Here is a 26,346-nt window from a genome sequence, read left to right on the forward strand (position 1 = left end):
TCCGTCCGTCCCCGGGCGCCGCTGCGCCCGTTCCCCGCCAGGAGTCCGTTCCCGTGTCGATCATGCTGCCGCCGGGCCTGGCCAAGTTCTTCAGCATCGCCACTGGCATGAAGTGGCCGGAGGCGAACGAGGACGACCTGCGCGCGGCGGGCGACGACTACCTGGCGATCCACGAGAAGGTCCCCGAGCTGCGGGGCTACTTGGTCGACCTGGTCAACTGCTGCAGGGACAGCTTCGAGGGGAAGGCGGCCGACGCCTTCCTGCTCCAGATGCGCCGCCTCATCGGCGACACCGGCAGCACCGACTATGTGTCGTCCTCGGGTGAAGTCGCCAAGCAGCTCGGCGACTTCGCCCACAAGGTGGCCAACAAGGTCGAGTACGCCAAGTGGATGATCATCGCTCAGCTCATCCAGCTCGTGGCGCAGATCGCCTGGGCCATCGCCATGATCCCGATCACCTTCGGCGGCTCGATCGCGGAGATCTTCGTCGCCTACAAGGTCACCGGCGAACTGATCAAGCAGGTCTTCCTCTGGCTGCTGAAGCAGCTCCTGCTGCACGAGTTCCTCTCCATCACCACCGCCATGCTGATGGACGGCATCATCCAGGGCATCCAGATCGGCAAGGGTCACAAGGACCGCTGGGAGAGCGAGTCCTTCGTCCAGTCCATCGAGATGGGCGCGATCAACGGCCTGCTGACCGGTCCGCTGGAGCTGCTCACCTTCGGCATCGGCAAGCTGTTCGGGCGGATGTTCGGGAGCGGCCTGACCAAGGGCCTGCTGGCCGACATCAAGACCCTGGCGGGGTCCGAGTTGAAGGGCGAGCTGAAGACCCTCACCACGGCCGAGTTGGACGGGGTCCTCAAGGGCCTGCGGAACGCCCCGACGAGCAGCTTCCAGACCGTCCTGAACATGGTCCGCAACGACCTCGCGGAGCAGGCCGCGAAGACCGCCGCCAAGGACACCCTGGGGCTCACCTGGCGCAAGGAGCTCGGCGAGCTCGCGCACACCGCCGGGGAGGGCGTCGCGCAGGCCGAGAAGAAGCTGGACACGGCCGCCCTGGGGGCGGTGGAGAACCTCGGGCACGGCTTCACCAAGGTGGAGCGGCTGTCCCACCAGATGGGCGAGCTGTTCGAGCAGGGCCTGATCAAGCAGGGCGTCGACGCCCAACTCGCCAACGCGGCAGGGAGGTTGGTCGCGGCCCGGGCCGCGGCCGCCGGCGGCCGCTACGCCGTGGACCTCGGAGCCTTCAACAAGCTGGCGCGGACCCTGGTCGAGACCGCGGGTCAGGCCGAGGGCAAGGCCCTGGAGAGCCTCACCAAGCGCATCGCAAGTCTGCAGAACGAACTCAAGGGCCTCGCCGGCAACGTGGCGGCGAGCGAGGCGAAGAACCTGGAGCTGCAGGGGCTCAAGGACACCGTCAAGGCCACCCAGGACCTCGCCCGGACCGCGGTGGGCCTGATGGACGGACTCCACCCGCAGACCGCCGGGCAGTTCCTGTACCGGTTCGGCGAGGGCGTCGGCGGCTGGATCAGGGGAGGCGTCCAGAACGTCCTCACCGAAGGGTCCTACAACCTCGCCTTCGGCGAGGACCACAAGTTCACCGTCAGCATCGAGAGCTTCTACGGCGGTGTCTCGATGGGGGCGCTGGGACACCTGGGGCACATCGCGGGCGGCCCCCTGCGGCTCAAGCTCCAGCAACTGGACCTGGCCATGCCCAACTACGCCCGCTTCCCGCTCGCCGTGGTCTCCACCCTGATGGGCCACCCGACCGCGCTGTGGCGCTCCGGCCCGGAGGGGACGGAGGCCGGCGGCGTGCCCTCGGTGAAGCCCCTCGACGGCGCCCCCACCCGGCCGGAGAACATCAAGCTGTCCTCCGACGGCCGGACGAGCGGCGGGAGCGCCGGGGAGGAGCGCAAGACGGCCGAGGCCCCCGAGCCCCCGAAGCCGGTCGCGACGGTCGGCGGAGAAGGAGCGGCGCCGAAACCGGCGGAGGAGGAGAGCACCGGGCACGCGACGGCCACCGCCCACGCCGAGACCCCCTCGCCGGACGTGCCCCCGCCCTCCCGCGTCGTGACGGCCAGTGCCGTGCAGCACCCGTCGCCGCCCGACTACGGCCCGGCGTCGGAGCACGGCCACCCGCTGAGCACCGGGGACAGGTCGGCGTGGGTGGTCGGCAAGGAGCTCCCGGACTCCGTCCAGAAGGCTCTGGAGCTCCGGCCCAAGGACGACACGCGCTACGCCCTGGTGATGCACACCAACGCGGACGGCGTCCCGACCGACGGGAGCGGCCGCGAGCTGTCGCCGCGGGACGTCGCCGACGTCATCATCGCGCTCGGCGAGCACGGGCAGCTCGGCGGCCGGAAGATCATCGACTTCATCGCCTGTGACCTGAACGGCGGCGATCACGTCCACTTCGGCGCGGAGGTGATGGAACTCGTCTGGAAGCAGCCGGAGTTCGCCGGTCTGAAGGCGAGGGCGGCCGACGGCCCGGTCTGGGTGGCGCCCGGTTTCACCGGGGAGAAGACGATGGCGGAGGGCCCCGGCACCGGTCACCTGATCGTCGCCGAGAAGGTCGGCTTCGACCAGGACGGGCGTCCGGTGATCGAGGGCGGCGGCAACTGGCACGAGTACACCAGGCACGAGGACACCGGGGGCGAGAAACCCTCGGAGATCATGGCGATCGTGAGCACGACCGCCTCGAAGCTCCCGGAGTACTACACCTCCGGAGAGTTCCACGAGTCGATGCCGGGCGCCGAGCGCTTCGGCGAGGTTCCGCCGAAGTTCCTGCAGCAGAACCGCTTCATCAAGAACGCCGACGGCACCATGAAGAACTTCGGTGCGCCCGGCGGACCCGAGGAGTTCCGGCGGGAGGAGGTCCCGTACCGCAGGGTCAGCGTCGAGGGCGAACTGCTGGGCGCCAAGCGGATCGAGGACTGGCTGGCCGACCACGGGAAGCCGTTGACCTCCGGCACCAAGGACCTGGTGCAGGAATTCCTGGAGCGCGCCCCGCGGACCGACTACCGGAACGACGCGCACGAGCAGTTCTGGTCCGACGCCCGGCGGTTCGCCGCGTACCGGCAGCGCACGGAGTACGTGGAGGTGATGGAGGCGGTCGAGCGCGCCGGCGACTGGATGGTGAAGGAGTACCCCCCGTCCGAGTACTTCTACCTCGGTCTGGGGCGCAGCCCGGCCGGTGTGGTCGCCCTCCTGCACGAGCAGGGGCGCGACGCGCTGTCGATGCCGCTGTCGAGCTTCCGTCCGGGCCCGCGCGACGAGACGGCAGTCGTGGCGAAGGGGCTGGTCAACGACCAGGGGAAGCCGAACCCCGTGCCGAACGACCGTCAGCTCGACCACCTCGACATGGCGTTCGAGCGGACGCTCGGCGGGCTGACCCCGGAGCGGCTGAACGGCCGCAAGGTTCTGATGATCGACTACGTGCAGGGCGCCCAGTCGCTGGTGGCGGCGCAGCACTACGTGGAGCGGTATCTCAAGGGGCGTCCGGGTCTGGAGCACGCGGTGGTGGAGGCCCTGGCGCTGCACCAGGACATCAACCGCGGCTCGGTCGACCGGATCATCGGCTCCATCACCAACCCGGAGCGGAGTTGGCGGGAGTGGGTCCTGGGCACCCCGCAGGAGGTCCTGAACGACCGCCAGGCGTGGAGGGATCGGTTCCACACCCTGGACCTCGGGAAGGGCGGCCCGCTGGGCGAGGCCGGGGACTTCCTGGGCAAGCTGCTGAAGAACGAGGCGTTCGACGGCTTCGCCCAGTACCGGTCGCTCAAGATCCTCGAGGCCGACACGCTGTGGACCGGCAGCGCCGTCCGCACGGTGGAACTGCCGGCGGACAAGCTGACGCAGCCGGTGGGGAAGGTCCGGGAGACCCTCGCGGGCGTCTTCGCCGACCACTACCACAGCACCGGCGACCGGGAGGGCGGGCAGCGGCTCCGCGACGAACTGGAGACCTCCCTCAAGGACTTCCTGCTGCCGGGCAGCAAGGACGGGGCGAAGGACCTGGCGGGGCAGCTCGCGGACGCCTACCGCAAGCGCGCCCGCCAGGAGACCGAGGCCCGGGCCGCCGGCCGCGCCGAAGCGATGATCCACCAGGCCACCGCGGTGCGGACCAGGGCGGAGGTCCGGGAGGGGGTCGTGCCCTCGTACGACGTCCTCCGGGAGGAACTGGGCAACTACCTCAAGCTGGTGCGGCGCGGCGAGTCCCTGGAGGAGTTCGACAGCACCGTGCCGGGTCGCTGGATGGGCGACCTGAAGCTGGACGCCGCCCGGCGGTGGGACCTGCGCGAGACGCTCTCGCGCTTCCCCGTGCGGGAGGGCGTCTTCACCGTGGCCGTCCACGGCGGGGCGGACGGACAGCCGACCCGCGACGGAGCGCCGATCACCCCCGAGGAGATGGCCGGTACGCTGCGCCGGCTCGCCGAGGACGGGACCTGGAACGGCACCGACACCCTGCACTTCGTCGTCTGCGACCTGGCCGGCACGGCGGGGAAGGGCTACGTCACCGAGGTGATGCGGCTGCTGGGCGAGCACAATCTGGGCACCAAGGCGCTGGCCGCGGACGGGAAGGTGTACTTCGTCCCCAAGGTCGAGGGCGACGCGGTCGTCCCGGCCGCCGCCGGGCACCTGGTGGTGGCCTCCCACGTCGGCTACGACGCGGCCGGGCATCCGGTGCTGGTCCGGGGCGGCGAGTGGCTGGAGTTCCGGCGCCCGACGGCCGAGGATCCGCACCCGGAGCCCGTCCCGCTCGACACCTCGGACCCGCTCCGGCAGGTGCCCGAGGGCTACGACACGGTGCCGACGGAGCGCGAGCTCGACCCGGACCGGCATCTCACGGGCGCGCTGGCCTTCACCGACGGGCCCGCGCACCCGCCGCAGGACGGCACGCGGCCGGACCACACCGCCGCCGGACCCTCCTACCGCTACGCCGACGCCCCCGAGCACGTCCGCGCCGAAGCGGACGGCACCCGGGCGGAGCAGTGGCGGCAGACCCAGCGGGACCTCCAGGACGCCTACGACACCAAGCTCTCCGAAGCCGCCGAACAGCACGGCAAGGACCCCGACAACAGCGCCCACCCGCTCGACGAAGCAGCCCGCGGCCGGCTGGCCGAGCAGCTCGCCGAGGGATCCGTGCACCTCCCCGAGCACGCGCCGGCGGACCTGCCGGCGGCGGTGCACCGCCGGGCCCAGGACATGCTGCACGGGGAACTCGCGGCCCGGCCGCAGGACCGCGAGCGGATCCTCGCCGACCTGGACCGACTGGTGCGCGTCGCAGCGGTGCGCGAGAGCTACGTCCGGATGGCCCGCGAGCGCTTCGAGCGGGCCCTGGAGGCCACGGGGGCCTCCAAGCTCCTCGGCGACGGCACCGGTCCCACCCGTGCGCCCGCCCCGCTCCCGGAGGCCGCGCTGCGGGCCGTCCGCACGGCGACGGAGAGCGGGTTCCTGGCCCGCGCCGAGGCCGAGGCCGCCCGGCTGCACGCCCGGCCCGAGGACGCCGGCGAGCACACCGCCGAGGAGGCCGGGGCGCAGGCGCGGGACTCCCTGGAGCGGCTCACCGTCCGGTTGCGCGAGGAACTTGCCCTGCACGCCGACCGTGAGCGCGCCCTCGCCGAGGCCGACCGCCTGGTCGACCGGGCGGTCCGGGACGACGGCTGGCGCGACCGGCTCTCGGCGGCGGACCGGGACCTGCTCGCCGCGGTCGGGGTGACGGGGCAGCCGAAGCCCTCGGACGCCAGTGCGGCGGCGATCAAGAAGCGGCTGCGCGAGCGGGTCGCCGAGGACTTCGCCGGGATCACCGGCCCGCTCGACGCCACTGGGCGGCGGCGCGGGCGCACCGAGGCGGTGGAGCTGTTCGAGCTGGCCCTGGGCGGGCACATCGCCGGTCTGCCCCACGAGTTCGCCGTCCAGCTGGCGCGCGAGAGCGCGATCCGGCAGGCCTTCGCGGAGGCGGAGCAGGCGGTCGAGTCCTGGCAGTCGGCCCCCGGGCACCAAGCGCTCGCCGAACATTTCGGGGTCACCGCCGGGGACCTCCACCGGGCGAAGGAGGAGGCGGCCCGGGACCTCGCTGAGGCGCTGGACCAGCAGGTCCTCGAACACTCCGACCGCCCGGCCGTCCTGCGCCGCGCGATCGAAGGGCTCACCGAGGCCGGGAACATCCGCGACCTGCTGCTGCACCGCGCCGCACGGTCGGCGGCCCACCGCATCGCCGAGACCGCCGCGCGGACGGCGGCGCAGGAGCACGGCGTCCCGTCCGAGCACGCCCGCGACCGGCTGGCGGAAGGCCACACCCAGCGGACCGAGCGGGCCTTCGACGAACTGTTCCGCACCTCCGAGGACCTGACCGGACGACAGGAGGAGTGGGCCCGGCGCCGGAGCGACCTGGACCGGGAACTGGTCGAGCACGCCGCCTTCGAGCGGCAGGCCGCGCCCGCCCTCCGCCAGGCCGCGCGGGCCTTCGACGACCTGGCCCGGCCGCACGTCCTCGGCGAGGACCGGGCCGCCGCGCTCAGGCGCGCGTACGGCGACGAGTTCTTCACCCGCTACCGCGAACTGTGGACCCTCGACCAGTTCGACGCGGTCTCCTGGCAGGCCCACGAACGCACCCACGAGGACGCCTTCGCCCACCGGGTGCCGTCGCGGGTCGATCGGACGCCGCGTTTCGTGGTGCGGTCGTCCTTCGAGGCCCGGCGTTTCGAGCACGGTGGCGAGGAGCACACGGATCTGACGGTGCGGATCGCGTTCCGCGAGGGTGGCGGGCGCGAGGCCGCGGCGGTGTGGGAGAAGCTGGTCGGGGGAGTGGAGGAGCACCTCAACGCGCCGGGTCACCGCTTGGCCAACGGTGACCGGATGCACGTCACCGTGGTGCGGGTCGAGCCCGGTGCGGCGGCCCATCTGACGGTGGACCTGGTCGGGCGGGACCGGCCGATGGACCAGGGCGCATGGTGGGCCGACGCCGAACCGCTGGACTACGTACACGAGTTGGGCCACCAGTTGGGTCTGCGCGACGAGTACCGGACGGCGGACCTCCCGCACCGGCCCGACGTCGACGGCAGCCTGGCCGGGAACCCGCACGCCCCGGCCCCGCAGGGCCTGCGGCAGGGCGGTCTGCGCGATCGCCACCTGCAGCTGATCTCCTCCGTCGTCGGGTACCTCGATCGGCACCCCGGCGACGGGGCCGGCCACCGGAGCTGGGACGAGGCCCGTGACGCCGCCGCCCCGCAGGCGCGCAGCCACGTCTGGGTCGACCCGGTCTCCGTGCCGAAGCTCCACGACGGCACGCACGAGGCGACCGAGGTCGCCCCGCTGGCACCCCCGGACGGCAAGACGCGGATCATCAAGCAGCCCGGCTACTCGTCCGGCGACCAGTTCGGTATCGCGGCGGCGCTGCTCCACGACCCGAACCTGCACGTCGTGATCGGCCGTGGCCCGGCGCGGGGAGCGGACGGCCACGACAGCAGGGACAAGTCCGAGGAGATCCTGAAGTTCTACAAATCCATCAGGATTCCGGCGGATCGCATCCACGTCGCCGACGTGCCGAGCATGCGGACGAAGGACCTGTACAACAGCCTGGACCCGCAGGCCAAGGACATTGCCCGGAAGGTCCTGAAGATCTCTCCGGCGGATCTCCCGGAGGCGATCAAGGACACGCAGTACGGGACCGAGGTCGTCGGCGGCGGTTTCGGCGGGAAACTGCGCGAGGACCTGCGGGAGGCCTGGGGGCTGCATCCCGATCACCGGGCCGTGACCGATGCCCATGACGCCGAGATCGCGAACTGGCTGACGGCGAAGGGCGTCACGCTCCCGGAGCACCGGGGAAAGGTCCTGGTGCTCTGGTCCCGCTTCACCGGGAAGAAGTCCCACTGGGACGACGTCAAGGGGCGGATGGAGCACGACACGAGCTTCGAGGGCACGCGGCAACTCCTTCGCATGGCGGGCGGGTACTACGACGCGGTCGTCATCACGGGTGACCCCCATCCCCGCCGGCCGAACAAGTGGCAGGAGCTGGTCCAGCAGATGGCCGGCGAACTCCCCGGCGTGAAGTTCCACGACATCACCGGCTTCTGGGAGCACGACGCCGCCGTCGCGCGATGGACGGAGGGCAACCGGATCGGGCAGCTCAGGCTGTACGACTACCTCCACCGGAACCACGCCCTGAGCCACCTCGGCGCCCGCTCCGGGAACCTGGAGTCCGTGGCGTTGATCGGCCACCACGTCCGCTACCTGGAAGAGCGCGGGGCCACCGGTTCGAAGCGGATGGAGCACTGGCACGCCAGGCCGAGCGGTCTCACCAGGGGCGGTGCCACACCCCCCGGGTACGAGCGGGTGCAGATCACCGAATCCCCGACGGCGTCCGGCCGTTATGCGTCCCCGTTCGACTCGCGCCGGCCGGGCCACACCGAATTCGCCCCGCCGAGCGGAATCGACCTCCGGCGCAAGCCGGTGGGGGTCTACGGAAAGGACCGCGGGCTCGACCTCGAATCGGTCAACAAGGTCCTGGAGTCGCTCGGACACCAGCCTTCCGACGGGACGTCGGAGTGGTTCCACCAGAAGCGTCTGGAATACCTCCAGCAGCGCTACGAGAAGGTCCGGCAGGAGGTCGAAGGATTCCTCGGCGACGGCCGCAACCGCAGGGAGACGAGGGATCTCCGGAACGAGGCCAAGCGGGCGATCGACCAACTGGAGGAGATCCTCTACGCCGACCGGAAGCCGGGTCAGACGTCCAAGGAGCACTACGAGAACCTGGTCAAGAAGGTGCTGCCCAAGCTGGCCCAGCTCTGGAGGGCCAAGCGTGACCTCGAAGACTCCCGGACCCTGATCGGCGAGGGGTACCGGATCGTGGCCGCAGGGCACGACGGGGACAGCTTCTACAAGGCCCTGGTCCTTTCGCAGGTCGAGGGGGTGACGGCGCACGGAAACGACGCCGCCAAGGTCAGGGATCTGCGCACGCTCCTCCACGCCTGGATCGGCGAGCACAAGGAGGCTGTCGAGGGGATCGCCGGGCCGCACGGACTCACGGTGGGGGACGTCCAGTGGACGGTCCGGACCGGAGGACAGCCGGCCGGGAACCTGGGCGACGTCATCCCGAGGATCGTCGCCTCGGCGGTTCGGGTACGGCTGAACATCTTCGACGGAAACGAGCTGCGCACCTTCGAGCCGGAGGGCGCACCGACGGCGGCCGGGGAGCCCCAGGAGGTCGTCCTCCTCGCGGGCGACAAGCGCTACTCGCTGCTCGGCCGCATCGACACGGCGGCGACCGGAAGCAAGCGGCTCCACGAGAGCGACTCCGAGGGGGAGAACCAGGAGGAGAAGCGAACCCGGCCGCAGGCGCCCACCGAGCAGGAGATCTCCAACGCCGCGCAGGGGATCCACGCCCTGCAGATCGATCCGCAGGGAGACGGGAGCAATCCCGGACGTCCCCTCCAGGGCAGGACGGGCAAGCCCTACGGGTGGGTCCTGGACGGCAGTGCGCTGCCGGGGTTCAGCCACCTCCTCGGGTCGGAGGGCGCGTTCAGGCTCGTGGTCCACACCGACGACGACGGCTGGCCGACGGTCAACGGGCAGCGGGTCACCGCGGACCGGATGGCCGATTGGGCCAACTGGCTGTACCAGAGCAAGCACTGGAACGGCACGGACCCGCTGGAGTTCGACGCCTGCCGCCTCGCTTCCCTCACCACCGAGGACGGCACCGGCTACCTGGAGGCCGTGGGAGGCGCCCTGGTCGGCATGGGCTACTCCTACGTCCGGCTCCGCAGCTTCACGGAGGACGTCTGGTTCGCCCCCACCTTCGTGCAGCACACGGGCGACGCCCCCCGGGAACTCGGCAACCGCGCCTTCGTGACCGCGGCCGAGGTCGGCTACGACGCCATGGGCCGCCCGGTGGTCAGCGGCCCCGGCAAGCGGGTGTCGGTCGATTCGTGGCCGGACGAGGCGGGTCAGCCGGTCCATCACAGGTGGGATCCGGGACAGGCGGAGCAGCCTCCGCGGGTCTATGCGGAGGTCGCGGCCGGGCAGGTCACCAGGCCGCTGCCCGAGGGGTTGAGGTTCGCCAGGCGCCGCGGGACGTCGGACGGGGAGGACGGCTACGACGGCGACACGGAGTCCCTGGCCGGGGACGGCGACCGGCGGCCGGTCGAGGACCGCGGCTACGACGGTGATGTCGACACCCAGTCCGAAGGCGAGTCGCAGTCCGACACCGGGCACGAGCGCAGGCTCCAGCTCGAGCGTGAGTACGAGCGCAAGCTCGAACTGGAACGTCAGGAACGCGAACGCGAGCTGGAGGACCGGCGCCGGCTCCTGCGCGAGCAGCGTGACCGTGAGCTCGAAGAGCGGCGCGAGCTCGAACGGCAGCGACTGGAGCAGGAGCGTCAGCGCCTTGAACGTGAAGAATCGGAGCGTCAGGAACGCGCGGAGCAGGCGCGTCAGGAGCTGGAGCGGCAGCGTCTGGAGCGTGAGGAGCGGGAGCGTCAGGAGCACGAGCTGGAGCTCCGGCGTCCGGCGGCGGTGCTGGACGGGCGGCACCGGCAGTACCTGGAGGGCATGAAGATCGTCGGTGAGCCGGGCCCGGACGCGGTGCGTGCGCGGGTGCACGAGCTGCTCGGCGCCGCGGGGAACGACCGGCAGGTGCGTCGGCAGTTGGACGCGGTGCTGGATCCGGCGAACTTCCGGGCGAAGCACGCCGAGATGGTGAACGGCGGCTGGCACACCACGGTGTGGGTGAGCGGCCGGCAGCACGAACTGGTGGTCGCGGCGGAGGCCGCCGCCTGGCAGTTGCGGACCACCGGGGAGGAGGACGCGGAGAACACCGGGGAGGGCTTCGAGGTCGTCTCCGAGGCGGCTCACGAGTCCGACCCCCGCATGGTCCAGCTCACGACCAACCGGGCGGGCCTGGACCTGGCGCCGACCGGCATCCACCCGATCAACTCGACGCTCCAGTCGGTGCACACGGTGTCCGTCGCCCTGGGCGGTGCCAGCCACGGCATGGAGTCCGCCCTCAAGGTCACGGCGTCGGCGGCGAACAAGGTCGCCCTGGTCGGCCGGACGGACACCTACGCCTCGGAGTTCAGCTACCGGGTGCGGGTGCTCGACGAGCAGGGGCGGGAGCTCACGCCGCCCCCGGAGGGCCACCCGCCGATCACGGCCGAGGTGACCGCCGAGATCCCGCACAGCTCGGCCGTGCACGGCCCCGCGCTCCGGTGGCAGGGCTGGGACCGCCCCGCGGGCGGGCCACCCGTCGGCGCCGGCCGGCCCGTCGGCGGCCACCCGCTGGCGATCCGGGGCCTGCACGCCGTGCGGGACGCAGTCTTCGCGGCGCTGCCGCAGGAGCGGCGCCCCGACGGGACGGCGCACCGGGCCGTCGTCGACTTCCTCAGCACGAAGAACGTGGTCGACGGCTTCGAGCACGCGTCGAGCTGGGGGCTGGACTCGCCCGACCTGCGGTTGACGGACGGGCGGACCGGCCGGCTGCGGCTGACGGTCGAGCCGCTGGAGAGCACCCTCCAGGTCCTGACGGACAGCAGGAGCGTCCTGGGCGCCAAGTGGTCGGCCGAGCAGGCAGCAAACCGCTCGGAGGGCAGCAACCGGAGCGTGGGCACCAACCACGGCCTCTCCGGCCAGATCTGGAAGTCCGATGCGCCGCTCTCCAAGGAGAGCAAGTGGCTCACGGGCAGCCTCGGGTACGGCTACACGGGCGCGACCTCGCACGGTACGAAGGGCAAGAACACCCTCACGCTGGAGCACGGCCACGAGGTGCAGAGCCGGGCGGACCTGGTGTCGACCACGGTCCGCTTCCGGGTGCAGCTGATCGAGGACCACCTGTCGCCCGGCACCGACGGCCTATTCCACAGCCGTGTCACCGACATCCCGCTGCCCGAGCACACCACCGGCGAGGTCGTCCGGATCAGCCCGTTGTGGGAGCCCGCCGAGGTGCCCGCCGGGGACGCGCCGCAGCAGGACGCCCTGACCGGCCCGGGGCTGCGCAGCCGTACCGCCTACCTCAACGTCCCGGGGTCGACCGAGCTGGTCACCCACGTCGTCCGGTACCTGGACACCCACGCCCCGGGCCTGCTGCCGCCGCCGGGCGGCCGCCCCACCGCGGTGCTCACCCCGCGGGCGCACGCCAACCTGCGCAGCCTGCACGAGCAGCTCTCGCCCTCCGCGCTGCGCGCGGCCGCCCCGGACCTGCTGGAGGGCGCCTTCCGGATCGTGCTGGAGGCCCCGCGGCTGCCCGGATTCCCGGAGCACGGGTACGAGATACTGGTCCGGGCCGACCTCGGGGCCGGCCGGCCGCTGGGCACCGGCCCGGCCACCGCGAAGGAGGTCGTCACCCGGACGGTGGGGGCCGACAAGTCGGTGAGCCTCGGCGGCAAGCACGCCTGGAGCGCCGGAGGTTCGCTGCGCACCGCGCTGAACCCGCCCAACACCCAGCGCGCCTTCGTGACGGTCGGCCTCGAATACGCCCGCGGGAACTCGCACCAGCTCACCACCGGGGCCGAGACCGAGGTGAAGCAGGACTTCAGTCTGGAGGCCACGACCGACCGGATCGCCTACCCGGTGACCCTCGGCGTCGACATCGGCCCGCTGGACCCGCGGGCCCCCCGCACCCGCCTCGGGTCCGGGGAGCCCCAGGAGCCGCTGCCGGTCGGCGACCTCGTGGTCGGCGTACAGCGCGTGCAGCAGGCCGACGGCCTCCCCGCCGAGCTGGAGCCGGCGAACCTGCCCGTCCTGCACCTGGTGCGCGACGTCGGCACCGCGAACTTCCGCGACCGCGTCGAGGAGGCGCTCCGATCGGCCTACACCGCCCGGAAGGACGGGACGGAGGCGCCGGAGGACCTGCGCGAGGCCGTGGACGTCCTCGCCGACCGCCGGCGGCTGACCGGGATCCTCCAGGCCTCGCGCCACGGGTGGGTCAACACCATGGACCTGCACGTCGGTTCGGGGCGGAACCGGGACACCGTGGGCCTGTCCCTGCACACCGACCTGGGCACGCTGCGGTACCGGGAGACGCTGACCGGCGAGGGCAAGCTCGCCCTGGAGCTGAAGTCCAGCACGTCCAGCGCCACGGCGGACAAGAACACCAGCACCACCAAGGGCAATCTGGCCGCCGACTTCGGGCGCTTCCCGGAGACCCCCGAGGGCCTGAACACCTCGACCTACCAGCTCAGGGGCGGCGGCAAGCCCAAGGGCTCGTTCGGGAGCGAGTACAGCGACACGGTCAAGGAGAAGACCTCGACCACCCGCAAGCTCGCCCAGAAGGGGACCTGGCACGTCTACGAGGCCACGGCGACGATCACCGTCAAGGGCCGGGTCACCGACCCGGACGGGAACGTCGGCCACGGCGCCGGGCAGCTCAGCGAGCACCACACCGTGCTCGTCCTGCTCTCCGACGCGGACGCCCGGGCGATGGCGACGCCGCTCGCCGGGCCCGTCCCGGACCCCCGGGAGGCCCATCTGCTGGAGCAGGGGGTGGGCGCCGGCACCGTCGTCGAGTTCCACGACAGCAACGCGATCCTGCGGGAGATCGACAGCCAGCTCCGGGGCCGGCAGCCGGACGGCGCGCCGCTCAGGGACCCCGACGCGGCCCTGCCCTTCGCCGAGGCGTTCTCCGCGCACAGCCTGTCGGCGAACTTCGACGACCTCGTCAACAAGGGCATCCTCGACCACTACGTGCAGGAGACCCGGACCGGCCGGATCGTCACCAGGGTCCTGGTGCGCGGCCTCGTCGAGGGCGGCTGGCAGGACGCCCAGCAGCAGTCGACGATGGAGATCACCCGCAAGACGGGGATCGCCCGGACCGTCAAGGGCAACGACGGGACGAACCGGAGCGCCGGCCTCGACCTCAACTTCCGTCCCTCGTACGGCGTGCCGAGGGCCGCCGAGCACTTCGGCAGCGCCACCTACGCCCCCACGCTGGGCGGCGAGCTCGGCGGCGGCACCGGCCACGAGTCCGGGATCACCACCAAGGTCGGGCACAAGACGTCGAAGTTCGGCGCCACCCGCCTGTTCACCGCCCGGATGCGCTTCGAGGTGACCGTCACCCGGCAGGAGCACGGCCGGTACGTCGACCTGGACGCCCCGGTGCCGGTCACCCCGGACCGGCCGGTGAAGGCCTGGGTCCCCGAGTCGATGACCACCGCCCCCGGGGCGGTGGCGCCGGTCGTGCCGCAGGAGCAGCAGCCGGCTCCCGGGCCCGAGCACGCCGGCGCGATCCCGCTGCAGCAGATCGTCGTCCAGGACCCCGCGGCCTGGGCGCGCTCACTGGCTTCGGGGCACGACCTGGTCGGCTTCGACAGGACGAACACGCTGCTGGACAGCGCCGTCACCCTGCTGAACGCCCCCCGGCCCTGGGGCGACGGCATGCTGGGCACGCTGGGCCGGAACGCGGCGAGGATCTACGAACCGGTGCACGGCCTGGTCGGCAGCATGGCGGCCGACGCCGTGTCGGCGGTCGTCCCGGAGCGGGTCGTGGCGATGGCGAGGAAGACCGTCGCCTCCTTCGTCACCGACAGCCGGCTCGCCGAGGACCACCCGCTCCGGACCGAGAGCGGGCTGCCCCTGGCCACCCAGAGCGCGCTGCGCCAGGCGCTCTCGCCGCAGACCCTGCACGCGGTGTTCCACCGGCTCAAGGACCGGGCCGCGGGGTACGAGACGGTGGCGATCGGCCAGGACGGCCGGACCCGGCTGCGGGTCGGCCTCGAGGCCGTCGGCGACGTCACCGAGATCGCGGTCCGCCCCCGGGGCGAGGACGAGCTCACCGGGACCACCGAGCTGGAGTCGGCCACCACCGGCACCGGCACGGTGACCTGGAACGCCACCCCGTTCGACGTCGCCGCGACGACGACGGCCCCGATCGCCACCGTCCCGGTCAACACCGCCCGGTACGGCGGCACCAGCACCTTCGACCGCCGGACCCCGGTGACGTACGCCCCCGGCGCGCCGCACGCGGACCTCCCGATCGGCGGGGTCCCGCACGACAAGGCGCCCACCGAACCCGGCAAGGCCACCCTGACGGGTGAGCAGGCCCTGCTGCGCCAGCCCGTCCGGTTCACCCTGCGGCGGATCGACGGCGACGGCCCGTACGGCGACCCCGTCCCGGTGGAGGGCAACCTCTACTACTGGGCCGCCCGGCCGACGGTGACCGAGGTTCAGAGCACGGTCCACGTCCAGGAGGGGCACCACGAGGGCGACGGGCAGACGCCGCCGCAGCCCCACCGGGAACACCAATCCGAGCAGCTCACCGTGGAACAGGAGATCGAGCTGGCCCTCAACCCCGGCGCCGCCCGGCCGGTGGTGACCGAGCAGCCGGTGCACATGGACACCGTCCGGTTCACCGAGGGGCACCGGGTGCACCTGCTGATGGACCCGCCCGCCCGCGCCTCGGACGCCCACCGCGACCTGCTGGAGGCACTGCGCGCGCTGCCGCACGACGACCCGTACCTCACCCTGGTGTTCCACGGCCACCCGGAGGACGGCGCCCCGCTCCTGAACGGCGAGCGGGTCACCCCGGAACGGTTCGCCGGAGAGCTGCTGCGGCTCGCCGAAAACGGCCGGTGGACGGGCGAGGACGTGCGCTTCCTGTCCTGCAACAGCGCGGTCGGCGGGGCCCGGTCCTTCGCGGGCAGGACCATGATGGCCCTGCACGAGCTGATCGCGGCGCACCGGGTGGAGGCCGTTCGCACCGGACAGCCGCTCGCCGAGCACCTGGCCGCGCTCACCCGCCCGGTGGCCTTCGCCGGCGACGGCTCCGTCTTCCTGACCGGTGGCCAGGACGCCCGGGCCGTCGTGGCCCGCAACGTCGGCTTCGGCGCCGACGGCCGCCCGCTGGTCGACGGTCCCGGCAACTGGCTGCGCCTCCAGGTCGAGGGCGGGGAGGTCAGGGTGACCGAGGCCGGGCAGGAACTCCTCCGCCCGGACCAGGAACCGGTCCCTCCCGTCACCGACCACAACCCCGTCGACCCCGACCGGCCCGCCCCGGTGCGGCTGGTGGACCAGCCGGACCAGGGCGCTGTCCCGCAGAACCAGGCCCCGGCGCGGGTGGACTGGCGGTCGCTGCGCGCCAGGGCCCGGGAGCTGGTCGCGGACGAGGAGACGAGGATCCTCCTGCCGACGGGCTGGCACGAACAGCAGCTCCTGGACACGGAGGGCGGCACCCCCACGGAACGGTGGATCGACCCGCTGCTGTACGACTACGGCACCGGCCACGCGGCGCTGGAGAGGATGGAGGCGAACCTCCGGCGGGCCCTCGGGGCGATGCCGGAGTCCGGCCGGGTGGCCACGGTCGCGATCACCCGGCCCGACGGGGACTTCCGGCTGCGCGTCGAGCGGACCGGGGCGGACACGCTCAGGTGGCGCCGCGACGGCCAGGAGGCGGACTGGGATCCGGCGGGTGAAGACCTGACCGACGCCCATGTCTGGGCGGTCACCGCAGGCGACCACGTACGGGGTACCGAGCTGGCGACCGTGCTCGACCCGGGGACGACGTACGTGATCAAGGCGGAGAACTCCGGCGACATGTACCACGTGCGGGCGGGGCTGGTGGTGAAGCCGGGCCACAGCCTGCTGATCTGGAACGTCGGCCAGGACACGGCGGAGCAGGCCGAGGGGATGCTCAACCTCCACGACGACATGATCAAGGCGGGCCGCCGAGTCCTCTACACGACCGCCAAGCAGCTGCCCCAGCGCTTCGGACGCAAGGAGACCCAGGCCTCGGAAGACGTGGCGAACCACTTCACCCCCAGGTCGGAGCCCGAGCTCATCGGCTACAAGACCGGCATGCAACGGCTCATGCGCGCCTGGCCCGTCGGCGAGCCGCGGCCTGCCGACCTGCCGGGGGTGCTGGGCGACGGCCCCGCGACGCTGCTGGCGGCGGTCCGGACGATCCACGACCGGGCCGAGGCCCACACCCTGCACCGGTCCCTGGAGGAGCACTTCGAAAGCAGGCGGGAGGGGCTGCAGCGGCTCCGTGACGGGCACCTGCGGGCCTGGTTCCAGGACTGGGACAGGGCGTTCTTCGACGGCTTCGGGCACTACTCCGCGGAGGAGGGAGCGGCCTTCGAGACCGACCTGACGGCCGTGGACCGCGGCGGGCTCCGGCACGGGCAGAAGTACGTGATCGTCACCTATCGCGGCAGCGGCCACAGCGGGCGGGCCGGGGCCAACGCGCCCGCGCTCGACACCGGGGAGCACGGCGTGCGGGAGGTGATCGCGGAGGTGCGGGCCGCACTCGGGCCGGAGGTCGAGGTCGTCCTGATGGGCGAGAAGCCGGAGGACTGGACCGGACCGAGCCTGCGGGAGTACTGGAACTGGCCGTCGGCCGGCAACCGGCGCAAGGAACTCGCCCTGCTGCGGTACCTCGAGCGGGAGTTCGACGTCGTCGGCGCCGTCGGCATGCGCAGTGGGGTCATCGACCAGATGGCGTTCGCCGGCATCAAGGTGGTGTCCGTCGACGTCAGCCCGCACCGCGACGAGGGGGACGGCCTGCCGAAGGTCGCGCAGTCCAAGGGGTGGACCCGCGGGCTGAGGTTCGAGGACGCCATGGGGCGCCTGTACGGCCGGATGTTCCTCATCCACCCCAGGGCGGACGACACGCTGCTCGGCGGCGGGGAATTCCCCGGACACTTCCACCCGGAGGACCGGGACGCGATCCGGCACTCGGTCGGCTTCTACCTCGGCCACAGCGAGGACGAGCGGGGCATCGCGGACCGGTCGCACCCCCACCGGACCCCCCAGGTCGAGGCGGGCATCGGGCGGATGAGGGGGATCGACTCCATGACCGGCATGGAGCTGGGCCGGCGGGCCCTGCCGTACCTGAACGAGCTCAAGAGCTTCCGAGCACGGCTCCCCGCGGAGGCGTGGGCCCTGGTGGAGCCGAGCGTGGAGGCCGCGGAGATCGCGGCCGCCGGGTTCCGGCACGAGGCCGGCGAGCTGTGCCGGGCGCAGGTGACGGGGTTCCCGCAGGGCCTGAGCGCGTTCACCGTGACCGCGGCGTCCGACCTGCTGAGGAAGGGCGCGTTCCTCCGTCTCCAGCTGGGGACCGCCGACGAGGCGACCCTCAAGGAGGTTCGAGCGGCACTCCTGAAGGGAGCCGCGGACGCGGCCAAGCCATGGGTCCGGGCGGCGACCCCGGAGCGGCTGCTGGCCGTCCTGGAGATCTGTCTGCGGAGGTACGGCTGGACGCCCGACATGCAGCCGGAGCCGCAGGACGACGAGTGAGCCCCGGCCGGAGCGTTCCGGCCGGGGCCCGGCGTGGCGGCGGTCAGCCGCCCAGGCCGCGCAGGGTCCGGTAGACGCCGCAGGCCTGGAGCGCCAGCGGCAGCAGGGCGAGGGCGCACAGGGTGTGCAGGATGTCGGCGGCTCGCCCCCAGTACGGGAGCAGCCGTCGGCCGGGCACCGTCCAGCCGACCACCAGGAGCGCGGCTCCCGCGGCCGGCAGCGCGCCCGCCAGGGCCAGGCGCCCGGTCGCCGACACGGTGGCCACGGCGGCGGCGAGCAGGAGCAGGATGCCGAACACGCCCGGCAGCAGGACGACCAGCCGCTGGCGGATGCTGCCGACGGCCCGCGCGTGCAGCACCAGCAGCAGGCTCAGGGCGGCGGTCTCGGCGGGCCCGGCCCAGCCGTCGATGAAGGGCAGGACCGCCAGGCAGGCCGCGCAGACCGCGCCGATCGCGGTGTGGAAGGCCATCAGATAGTCGTCCGCCACCAGCGCGCGGGGAAGGACGGCGGAGGCCGGCACCGGGTCGATGTTCTCCTGCAGCTCCTCGGCGTTGCGCGGCAGCATCGGCAGCCGCAGCCCGGACAGCCGGAAGGCCGTCGACGGTACGAACGCGCCCGCCAGCACCGCCGCCACGGCCAGCACCGCCACCACGGCGGACGGCGGTGGCCCGACCAGCAGCATGGCCCCCGCCACCATGCCGAGCAGGGCGGTGAGGACCACCCCGAGGAACAGCGGCGCCGCTGCGCCGACCGCCGCCAACGCCAGGACCGCGGCACCGGCCGCGGCCGAGGACGCCGCCAGCACCCGCGCCCCCAGCAGGTCGTCGCCGCTCGGCCCCTGCGGGACCAGGAACGCGGCCAGGGCCAGGTACGGCACGGCCGCCGCGCCCAGCGCGGCGCCGGTGCCCGCGTCGGCCATCGCCCGTGATGCGCCGGCCGCGCCGAACAGCAGCAGCAGCGCCACCAGCGCCGCGGCCGCCGTGCGCGGGGCGCCCGGGCCGGACACGGCCAGCGGCACCCAGCCGGCCGCGAACGCGGTCAGTCCCAGGGCCAGCGACACGATCCGGGTCGCGGCCGGGTGCCAGGTGTCGCCCCGCCCGCGCACACCTGTGGCCACACCGTCCACCAGGTCGTCGAAGTGCACCGGCGGCAGGGCCTCGTGGCGCTCCCTCAGGTAGAGGGACTCGCCGTCGTGCAGGCCGAGGGCCTCGGCGCTGCGCTCCTCGTCCAGCGGTTCCTCGCCCAGCCGCTGCAGCACCCAGCCGCCGTGCTCCAGCCCGTCCTCGGCGAGGTCGGGCCCGGCATGGCCGAGGACGGCGGGCAGCAGGTCGGCCAGCGGAACGTCGGCGGGGACCGCCAGTTCGAAGGCCGTACCCGGTGCGTGGAACCTCAGTCGGCACAGTCCTGCGACGACACTGTTGCTCATGCCTGTCCTCCGGCTCGGTGGGTGCGCCCCGCACTCGGGCGCACTCGGTCTCCGCTCCGGAGAACGGCCGGTCGGGCGCGGGGTGTTCACCCCGGATGAACCCGGCGCCCCCCGCCGTCCGTCAGTCCGGGAGACGGCGACGGCGGTGAGGAGGCCCGGGTGGGTGTGGTGCTGATCAAGCGGAAGCCCCGGCGGCCGGGGCCGGCGATGCCCGACGGCGAGGTCCAGCTGCAGGAGCCGCCGGGCCTGCCGGAGAAGCAGAGCGGCCTGTCGAGCATGATCAGCATGGCCCCGATGGCGCTCGGCTCGCTGTCGATGGTCTTCATGTTCCTGCACCCCGGCGGCAGCCAGGGCGGCGGCGCACTCAGCTACCTCGCGATGGGCATGATGGCGCTCTCCGCCGTCGGCATGCTCCTCACCCAGCTGATCCGGGGCTCCAGCGACCGAAAGCAGCAACTGCGCGCCGAGCGGCGCGACTACCTGCGCTACCTCTCCCAGATGCGCCGCCAGGTGCGCCGCTCGATCGACGCGCAGCGCCGGGCGCTCGCCTGGCGCCACCCGGCCCCCGAGGACCTGTGGACGCTGGTGGGCACCAGCCGGCTGTGGGAGCGCCGGCCCACTCACCCGGACTTCAGCGACGTCCGGATCGGCCTCGGCGCGCAGCGCCTGGCAACCCCGCTGGCCCCGCTCGCCACCAAGCCGGTCGAGGACCTGGAGCCGCTGTGCGCCCACGCGCTGCGCCGCTTCATCCACGCCTACGGCACCGTCGACGACCAGCCGATGGCCATCCACCTGCGAGGCTTCGCCCAGGTGCTGCTGCGCTCCGACGACCCGGCGGCCGCCCGGGCCATGGTGCGCGCTGTGCTCGCCCAACTCGCCGTGGTGCACGGCCCGGACGAGCTGACCGTCGCAGTCGTCACCGCCGCCGAGCAGCGGGCGGACTGGGAGTGGACCAAGTGGCTGCCGCACGCCCTGCACGCGACCGACACGGACGGCGCCGGGCCGGTCCGGCTGGTCGCGGGCAGCCTCGGCGAGGTCGAGCAGCTGCTCGGCGAGGAGTTCACCGGCCGGCCCGGGTTCGAACCGGACGCCACGCCCGAACGCGACGAACCCTTCACCGTCGTGGTCCTCGACGGTCCCGGCGCGCACACCGGGAGCCGGGCGGCCCTCGCCGGGTACCGCAACGCCGTCCTGGTCGACCTGGCCGACACCCTGGACTGGTCCCCGGCCCGGACCACCCTGCGCCTGCGGATCGAGGACGGCCGGCTCGCCATGGTCGGGTCGGACAGCAACCGCAAGGACGTCGTCACCGACCTCGGCCGGCCCGACGCCCTCGCCCTGCCCGCCGCCACCAGGCTCGCGGCCCGGCTCGCCCGCTACCGGATCGCCGACGGCGTCGACGCCGCCGAACCGCTCGCCACCGACTTCGACCTCACCGCCCTGCTCGGCATCGCCGACCTCAACACCGTGGACGTCGAGGCGCTCTGGGCGCAGCGCGGCATCGCGCAGCGGCTGCGCGTGCCGCTGGGGCTCGGCCCCGACGGACGCCCCGTCGACCTCGACCTCAAGGAGTCCGCCCAGGGGGGCATGGGCCCGCACGGCATGCTGATCGGCGCCACCGGCTCCGGCAAGTCGGAACTGCTGCGCACCCTGGTGCTCGCGCTGGCCGTCACCCACTCCTCCGAGGTGCTCAACTTCGTCCTGGTCGACTTCAAGGGCGGCGCCACCTTCCTCGGCCTGGACACCCTGCCGCACACCTCCGCGGTGATCACCAACCTGGCGGACGAGTCCTCCCTGGTCGACCGGATGCGCGACGCGCTGCACGGCGAACTCGTCCGGCGCCAAGAGCTGTTGCGCGACGCCGGCTACGCCTCGCTGCTGGAGTACGAGACCGCGCGGGCCGCCGGCACCGAGCTGCGGCCACTGCCCACGCTCTTCGTGGTCGTCGACGAGTTCAGCGAACTGCTGTCCGCGCACCGGGACTTCATGGAGCTCTTCATCATGATCGGCCGACTCGGCCGCTCCCTCGGCGTCCACCTGCTGCTCGCCTCGCAGCGTCTGGACGAGGGACGGATGAGCGCGCTGGAGTCCCATCTGTCCTACCGGATCGGCCTGCGCACCTTCTCCGCCATGGAGAGCCGCGGCGTCCTCGGCGTCCCCGACGCCTACCAGCTGCCCTCCCAACCCGGCAACGGCTTCCTGCGCAGCGACATCTCCACCCTGACCCGGTTCAAGGCCGCCTACGTCTCCGGCCCGTACCGGCCCAAGCGCAGCGCGGCCCGGCAGGCCGCGATCGCCGGCCAGGTGGTCGCCTACGGCACCGACTACGTGATGCCCCGCCGGCCGCAGAGCGCCCCGGTCGAACCGCCGGAGGAGCAGGGCCCCGTCGGCTCGCTCCTGGAGGTCGCCAGCGGCCGACTGCACGACGCCGGCCCGCCCGCCCACCGGGTCTGGCTGCCGCCGCTGGACGTCCCGCCCACCCTCGACGAACTTCTGCCCCCGCTCGTCCCGAACCCCGGGCGCGGACTCACCACCGCGTACCCGGGCAGCCACGGCACCCTCCGGCTGCCGCTGGGCGTGGTCGACCGCCCCTTCCAGCAGCTGCGCGACCTGCTCACCGCGGACCTGGCCGGCGCCGGCGGTCACGTCGGGGTCGCCGGCGCCCCGCAGAGCGGCAAGAGCACGCTGCTGCGCAGCCTGATCGCCGGCCTGGCCCTCACCCACACCCCGGCCGAAGTCCAGTTCTACTGCCTCGACTTCGGCGGCGGCACGCTCTCCACCCTGCGCGGCCTGCCGCACGTGGGGGGCGTCACCGGACGGCACGACGGCGAGCGGGTGCTGCGCACCGTCGCCGAGGTCAACACGGTCATCACCCGCCGGGAGCGGTACTTCGCCGAACTCGGCATCGACTCGGTCTCCGACTTCCGCCGTCGCCGGGCGGCGGGCGGCCTGCCCGAGGAGGAGCAGCACGGCGACGTCTTCCTGGTCATCGACGGCTGGAACACCCTGCGCCAGGAGTTCAACGACCTGGTCCAGCCGCTCACCCTGATGTCCCAGCGCGGCCTCAACTACGGGGTCCACCTGGTCGTCGGCACCACCCGCTGGGGCGAGATCGCCGGAGGCCTGCGCGACCAGTTGCAGACCCGGTTCGAGCTGCGCCTCGGTGACGCCGTCGACTCCATGATCAACATGCGGGCCGCCACCAAGGTCCCCAAACTCCCCGGCCGCGGCCTCACCGAGGAGCAGCTGCACTTCCTCGCCGCACTGCCCAGGATCGACGGCTCGGGGCGGACCGACGACCTCGGCGAAGGCATCGCCGACCTGGTCGACGCGGTCGCCGCGCACTGGAGCGGCCCCCGCGCCCCCGAGGTGCGGATGCTCCCGCTGAGCCTGGACGCCGGACTCCTCCCGGCGCCCCAGGGGCGTCTGCGGGTCGCCATCGGCCTGGAGGACACCGAGCTCTCCCCGCTCTGGCACGACTTCGAGGAGAACCCGCACCTCCTGGTCGTCGGCGACACCGAATCGGGCAAGACCAACCTGCTGCGCCTGATGATCGACTCCATCACCGCCGCCTACACGCCCTCCGAGGCCCGCATCATGCTGGTCGACTACCGGCGCGGCCTCTACGACGCGGTGCCAGAGGAGTACCGGCTCGGCTACGCGGTCGCCGTCGACAAGCTCCGCCAGATCGTCGACGGCGCGTCCCGGGCGATGAAGAACCGCGTCCCGCCGGCCGACATCACCCCCGCCCGGCTCAGGCTGCGCGACTGGTGGACCGGCCCGGAACTGTTCGTCCTGGTCGACGACTACGACCTGGTGGGCTCCGGCAGCGGCAACCACCCCTTCGCCGCCCTGCTGGAGTACCTCTCCCAGGGCGCCGAGATCGGCCTGCACCTGGTCGTCGTACGGGGGGCCAACGGCATCGGCCGGGCGCTCTCGGACCCCCTGCTGCGCAAGCTCCAGGAGGTCAACTCGCCCGCGCTGCTGATGTCCTGCCCGCCGTCGGAGGGCTACCTGTTCGGCAACTTCAAGCCCCGGCAGCTCGCCGCCGGGCGCGGGCACTACATCACCCGGCGGCGGACCGTCCAGGTGCAGACCGGACACCTGGCGGTGGAGGAGGAGGGCGAGGAGTGACCGGGCCCGCCCGCGTCCCGCCTGCCGAGCCTCCGCTTCCGTGCAGAGACCGTCGACCCGTCGCCCGAACCGGTGGCCGTGCTCCTCCGGCACGAGGACTGCACCCCGCTGGCCCCGCGCGCCGAACTCCTGGCGGCGGCCCGCTCCGGAGCCCCCGGCGTGCACCGCCCGTACCTGCGCTGCCTGGCCGCCGGACTGCGCCGGCTGCCGAGCCATTACGGCGGCGTGCTGGTTACGGGGTGCGACCCGGGCGCGTACGTCCCCGGGAGGGTCCTGGTCGAGCGGGCGCCGGTGGCCGGCCCGGCGGTCCCGGACGCCGCACTCGGCCCGGGCGCCGGCGTCGAGTTCGTCAACTGGTCGCTGACCGGCCGCCGCAGCTCCGTCTTCGGCGCCCCGGGCGAGCCGCCGGCCGTCGTCCTCCTGCCGGGCACCGGCTTCGAGGTGCTCGACATGCGGCCGTCCGACCCGGGACCGGGACGCCCGCCCCGGGTCCTGCTGCACGAGGCCGGCGGGGTCCGCCCGGACCTCGGCCGCCTGGAGGAACGGCTGGCGCGCCGTGACGCCGTACCCCCGTCCGGCCGGATCGGGCCGTCCGACCCCGCCCGCTACCTGCTCGCCCGCGGCGCGCGGCAGCCGCTCCCGGTGCGGTGAACCCCGGGGCCCCGTTCGCCCGTCGGACTGGGTGTACGGACCAGGGATCGGCAGGAGGAGGACGGCATGAGCGGGGAAGTGCACGACGGGTTCCGGCTCGCGGCGGTGTTCGACAGCGTGGACCCGGCGACCGGTCCCGGTTTCGCGCCCGACCGGCCGCGGCTCGAGGAGGTCGAAGGGCGCGAGGCGGTGGCCCGCTACCTGCGGGCAGGGGCGCCGGTGCTGCTGACCACGATGCTCATGGACGACGTGGTCGACCCGGGCCGCCGGGCCGTCGTGCCGATGGGCTTCCGCACCGACGGCCGGTGGATCTGGACCGACACGGTGACGTACTACCTCCAGGAGTACGGGCTGGCGCCGGACCCGGACCTGCTCGCGCACGTCCGTGCGCAGGGCGACGGCCCGTGGGCGGAGCCCTCCCCGGAGACCGTCGAGCAGGCGGTCGCGTTCGTGCTGGCTCCGCAGGAGGAGCCCCGGGAAGCGGTCTGGACCGTCGGGTCCTGAAACGGCCGGAGCCACCGGCCGCCCCGCCCGCCAAGCCCACCCGCATCCCCGCCGGCGGCGACCCGGCCACCTGCACCTCCCGACCCCCGACGAAGGGAACCCCGGCATGCCGCGTCCGGCGCCGACGGTCCGCGCGGAGCAGCGCGGGCCCGGCTCGTCCCGCCCGACCGGAGCAGCCCCCCACTCGGGGAGGCGGACCGCGGCGCGCGGCACGGTGCTGCTCCTGGCCGTCGGCCTGCTGCTGCCGGCCGCGGCCGGTGCGGCCGCCGACACCGCGGACGCCCTGCCCGGCGTCACCCAGCAGCGGCGCGACGCCGAGGACGGGCAGAACGGATGCCTGCCGCGGTCCACCAGGGGCACTCAGCTCACCCCGTGGTCGCAGGCCTTCCTGCGGCCCGACCGGGTGTGGCCGCTCAGCCAGGGCGAGGGCGTCACCGTCGCCGTCCTCGGCTCCGGGGTCGAGGACGGGAACGGCCTGCTCGCCGGCCGCCTCGACCGCGCCCCGCTGCCCGGCGGCGCCGATCCCGCGCAGGACTGCGTCGGCCACGGCACCTTCCTGGCCGACCTGATCGCCGCCGACCGGCGGGAGGGAACGGGATTCGCGGGCCTCGCGCCGCGGGCCAGGATCCTCGCGGTCTCGGTCACCGACGGGACGGGGGCCTCCTCGCCGGACCTCCTCGCCCGGGGGATCACCGCAGCCGTCGACCGGGGCGCGCGGGTCCTCGCGGTCGCCGTGGCACTGCCCGCCGGCAACGACGCGCTGGCCGCTGCCGTCCGGGCCGCCCGGGACAAGGGCGCGCTGATCGTCGCCCCGGCGGCCCCCGACGCCGCCCCGTCCGGCACCGCCGAGCCCGCACCCGCCTACCCGGCGGCGTATCCCGAGGTCCTCGCCGTCCGCGGTCTCGCGCCCGGCGGCGCCCTCCCCGGCGCTTCGTCCACGGCCGTCGGGGGCCGCGTCGACCTCGCCGCCCCCGGCGAAGCCGTCACCGGACCCGGGCCCGGCCCGGGCGGCTACTACATCGGTACCGGCTCCAGTTTCGCCACCGCCTTCGTCGCCGCCACGGCGGCCCTCGTCCTCGGCTACCGCCCCGACCTCACCGTCGACCGGTTGACCCAGCGCCTGGAGGGCACCGCCTACCGCAGCGCCGACCCGAGGTACGGCTACGGCACCGTCGACCCGGTCTCCGCCGTCACCCGGTTCGCCGAGGTTGCGTCCGGTACCCCGCCCCCCGCCGCCGCCGTCGTCATGCCGCCGGCCCGCCCCGCCACCCACGCCCCGACCCAGGCCCTGCTCATCGCCTTCGCGGCCCTCGGCGGCTCGGCCGCGGTCGCGGCGGCGGCCGCCGCCGCCCCCCGCGCCCGCGGACGCGGCCGGCGCCCGGGACGGCCCGCCGGGGAGTGAGGTGTGCGCGGTCG

6 protein-coding genes are annotated in these 26,346 nt (G+C 73.5%); 5 read left to right on the forward strand and 1 reads right to left on the reverse strand.

All coding sequences use genetic code 11. The features are described 5' to 3' along the window. The first annotated feature begins 53 nt into the window (after positions 1-53). Positions 54-18,215, forward strand: a complete 18,162-nt coding sequence (locus tag AB0D08_RS05315) for a hypothetical protein (protein ID WP_359886270.1) — start codon at positions 54-56, stop codon at positions 18,213-18,215. A gap of 43 nt (positions 18,216-18,258) precedes the next feature. On the opposite strand, the gene eccD is transcribed toward AB0D08_RS05315, so the two are convergent. Next, complete coding sequence (gene eccD / locus AB0D08_RS05320; RefSeq protein WP_359886271.1) at positions 18,259-19,641, reverse strand: type VII secretion integral membrane protein EccD; 1,383 nt, start codon at positions 19,639-19,641, stop codon at positions 18,259-18,261. Between the two features lie 207 nt (positions 19,642-19,848). On the opposite strand from eccD, the gene eccCa reads away from it, so the two are divergent. From eccCa to AB0D08_RS05340, 4 genes are all read left to right on the forward strand, one after another. Continuing rightward, on the forward strand, positions 19,849-23,775 hold the full coding sequence (gene eccCa, locus AB0D08_RS05325) for a type VII secretion protein EccCa (protein WP_359886316.1): 3,927 nt from the start codon (positions 19,849-19,851) through the stop codon (positions 23,773-23,775). A gap of 72 nt (positions 23,776-23,847) precedes the next feature. After that, entirely contained in the window at positions 23,848-24,426 is a 579-nt protein-coding gene (locus tag AB0D08_RS05330; RefSeq protein WP_359886272.1) for a hypothetical protein, read from the forward strand. Between the two features lie 66 nt (positions 24,427-24,492). After that, positions 24,493-24,930 (forward strand): hypothetical protein, encoded by a 438-nt coding sequence (locus AB0D08_RS05335; RefSeq protein WP_033824544.1) that lies wholly within the window; start codon positions 24,493-24,495, stop codon positions 24,928-24,930. 106 nt (positions 24,931-25,036) lie between these two features. Beyond that, positions 25,037-26,332: a S8 family serine peptidase gene (locus AB0D08_RS05340; protein WP_359886273.1), complete on the forward strand. Its 1,296-nt coding sequence runs from the start codon at positions 25,037-25,039 to the stop codon at positions 26,330-26,332. Positions 26,333-26,346: the final 14 nt, after the last annotated feature.

It is taken from the genome of Kitasatospora sp. NPDC048540, from assembly GCF_040651175.1.
Taxonomy (GTDB): domain Bacteria; phylum Actinomycetota; class Actinomycetes; order Streptomycetales; family Streptomycetaceae; genus Kitasatospora.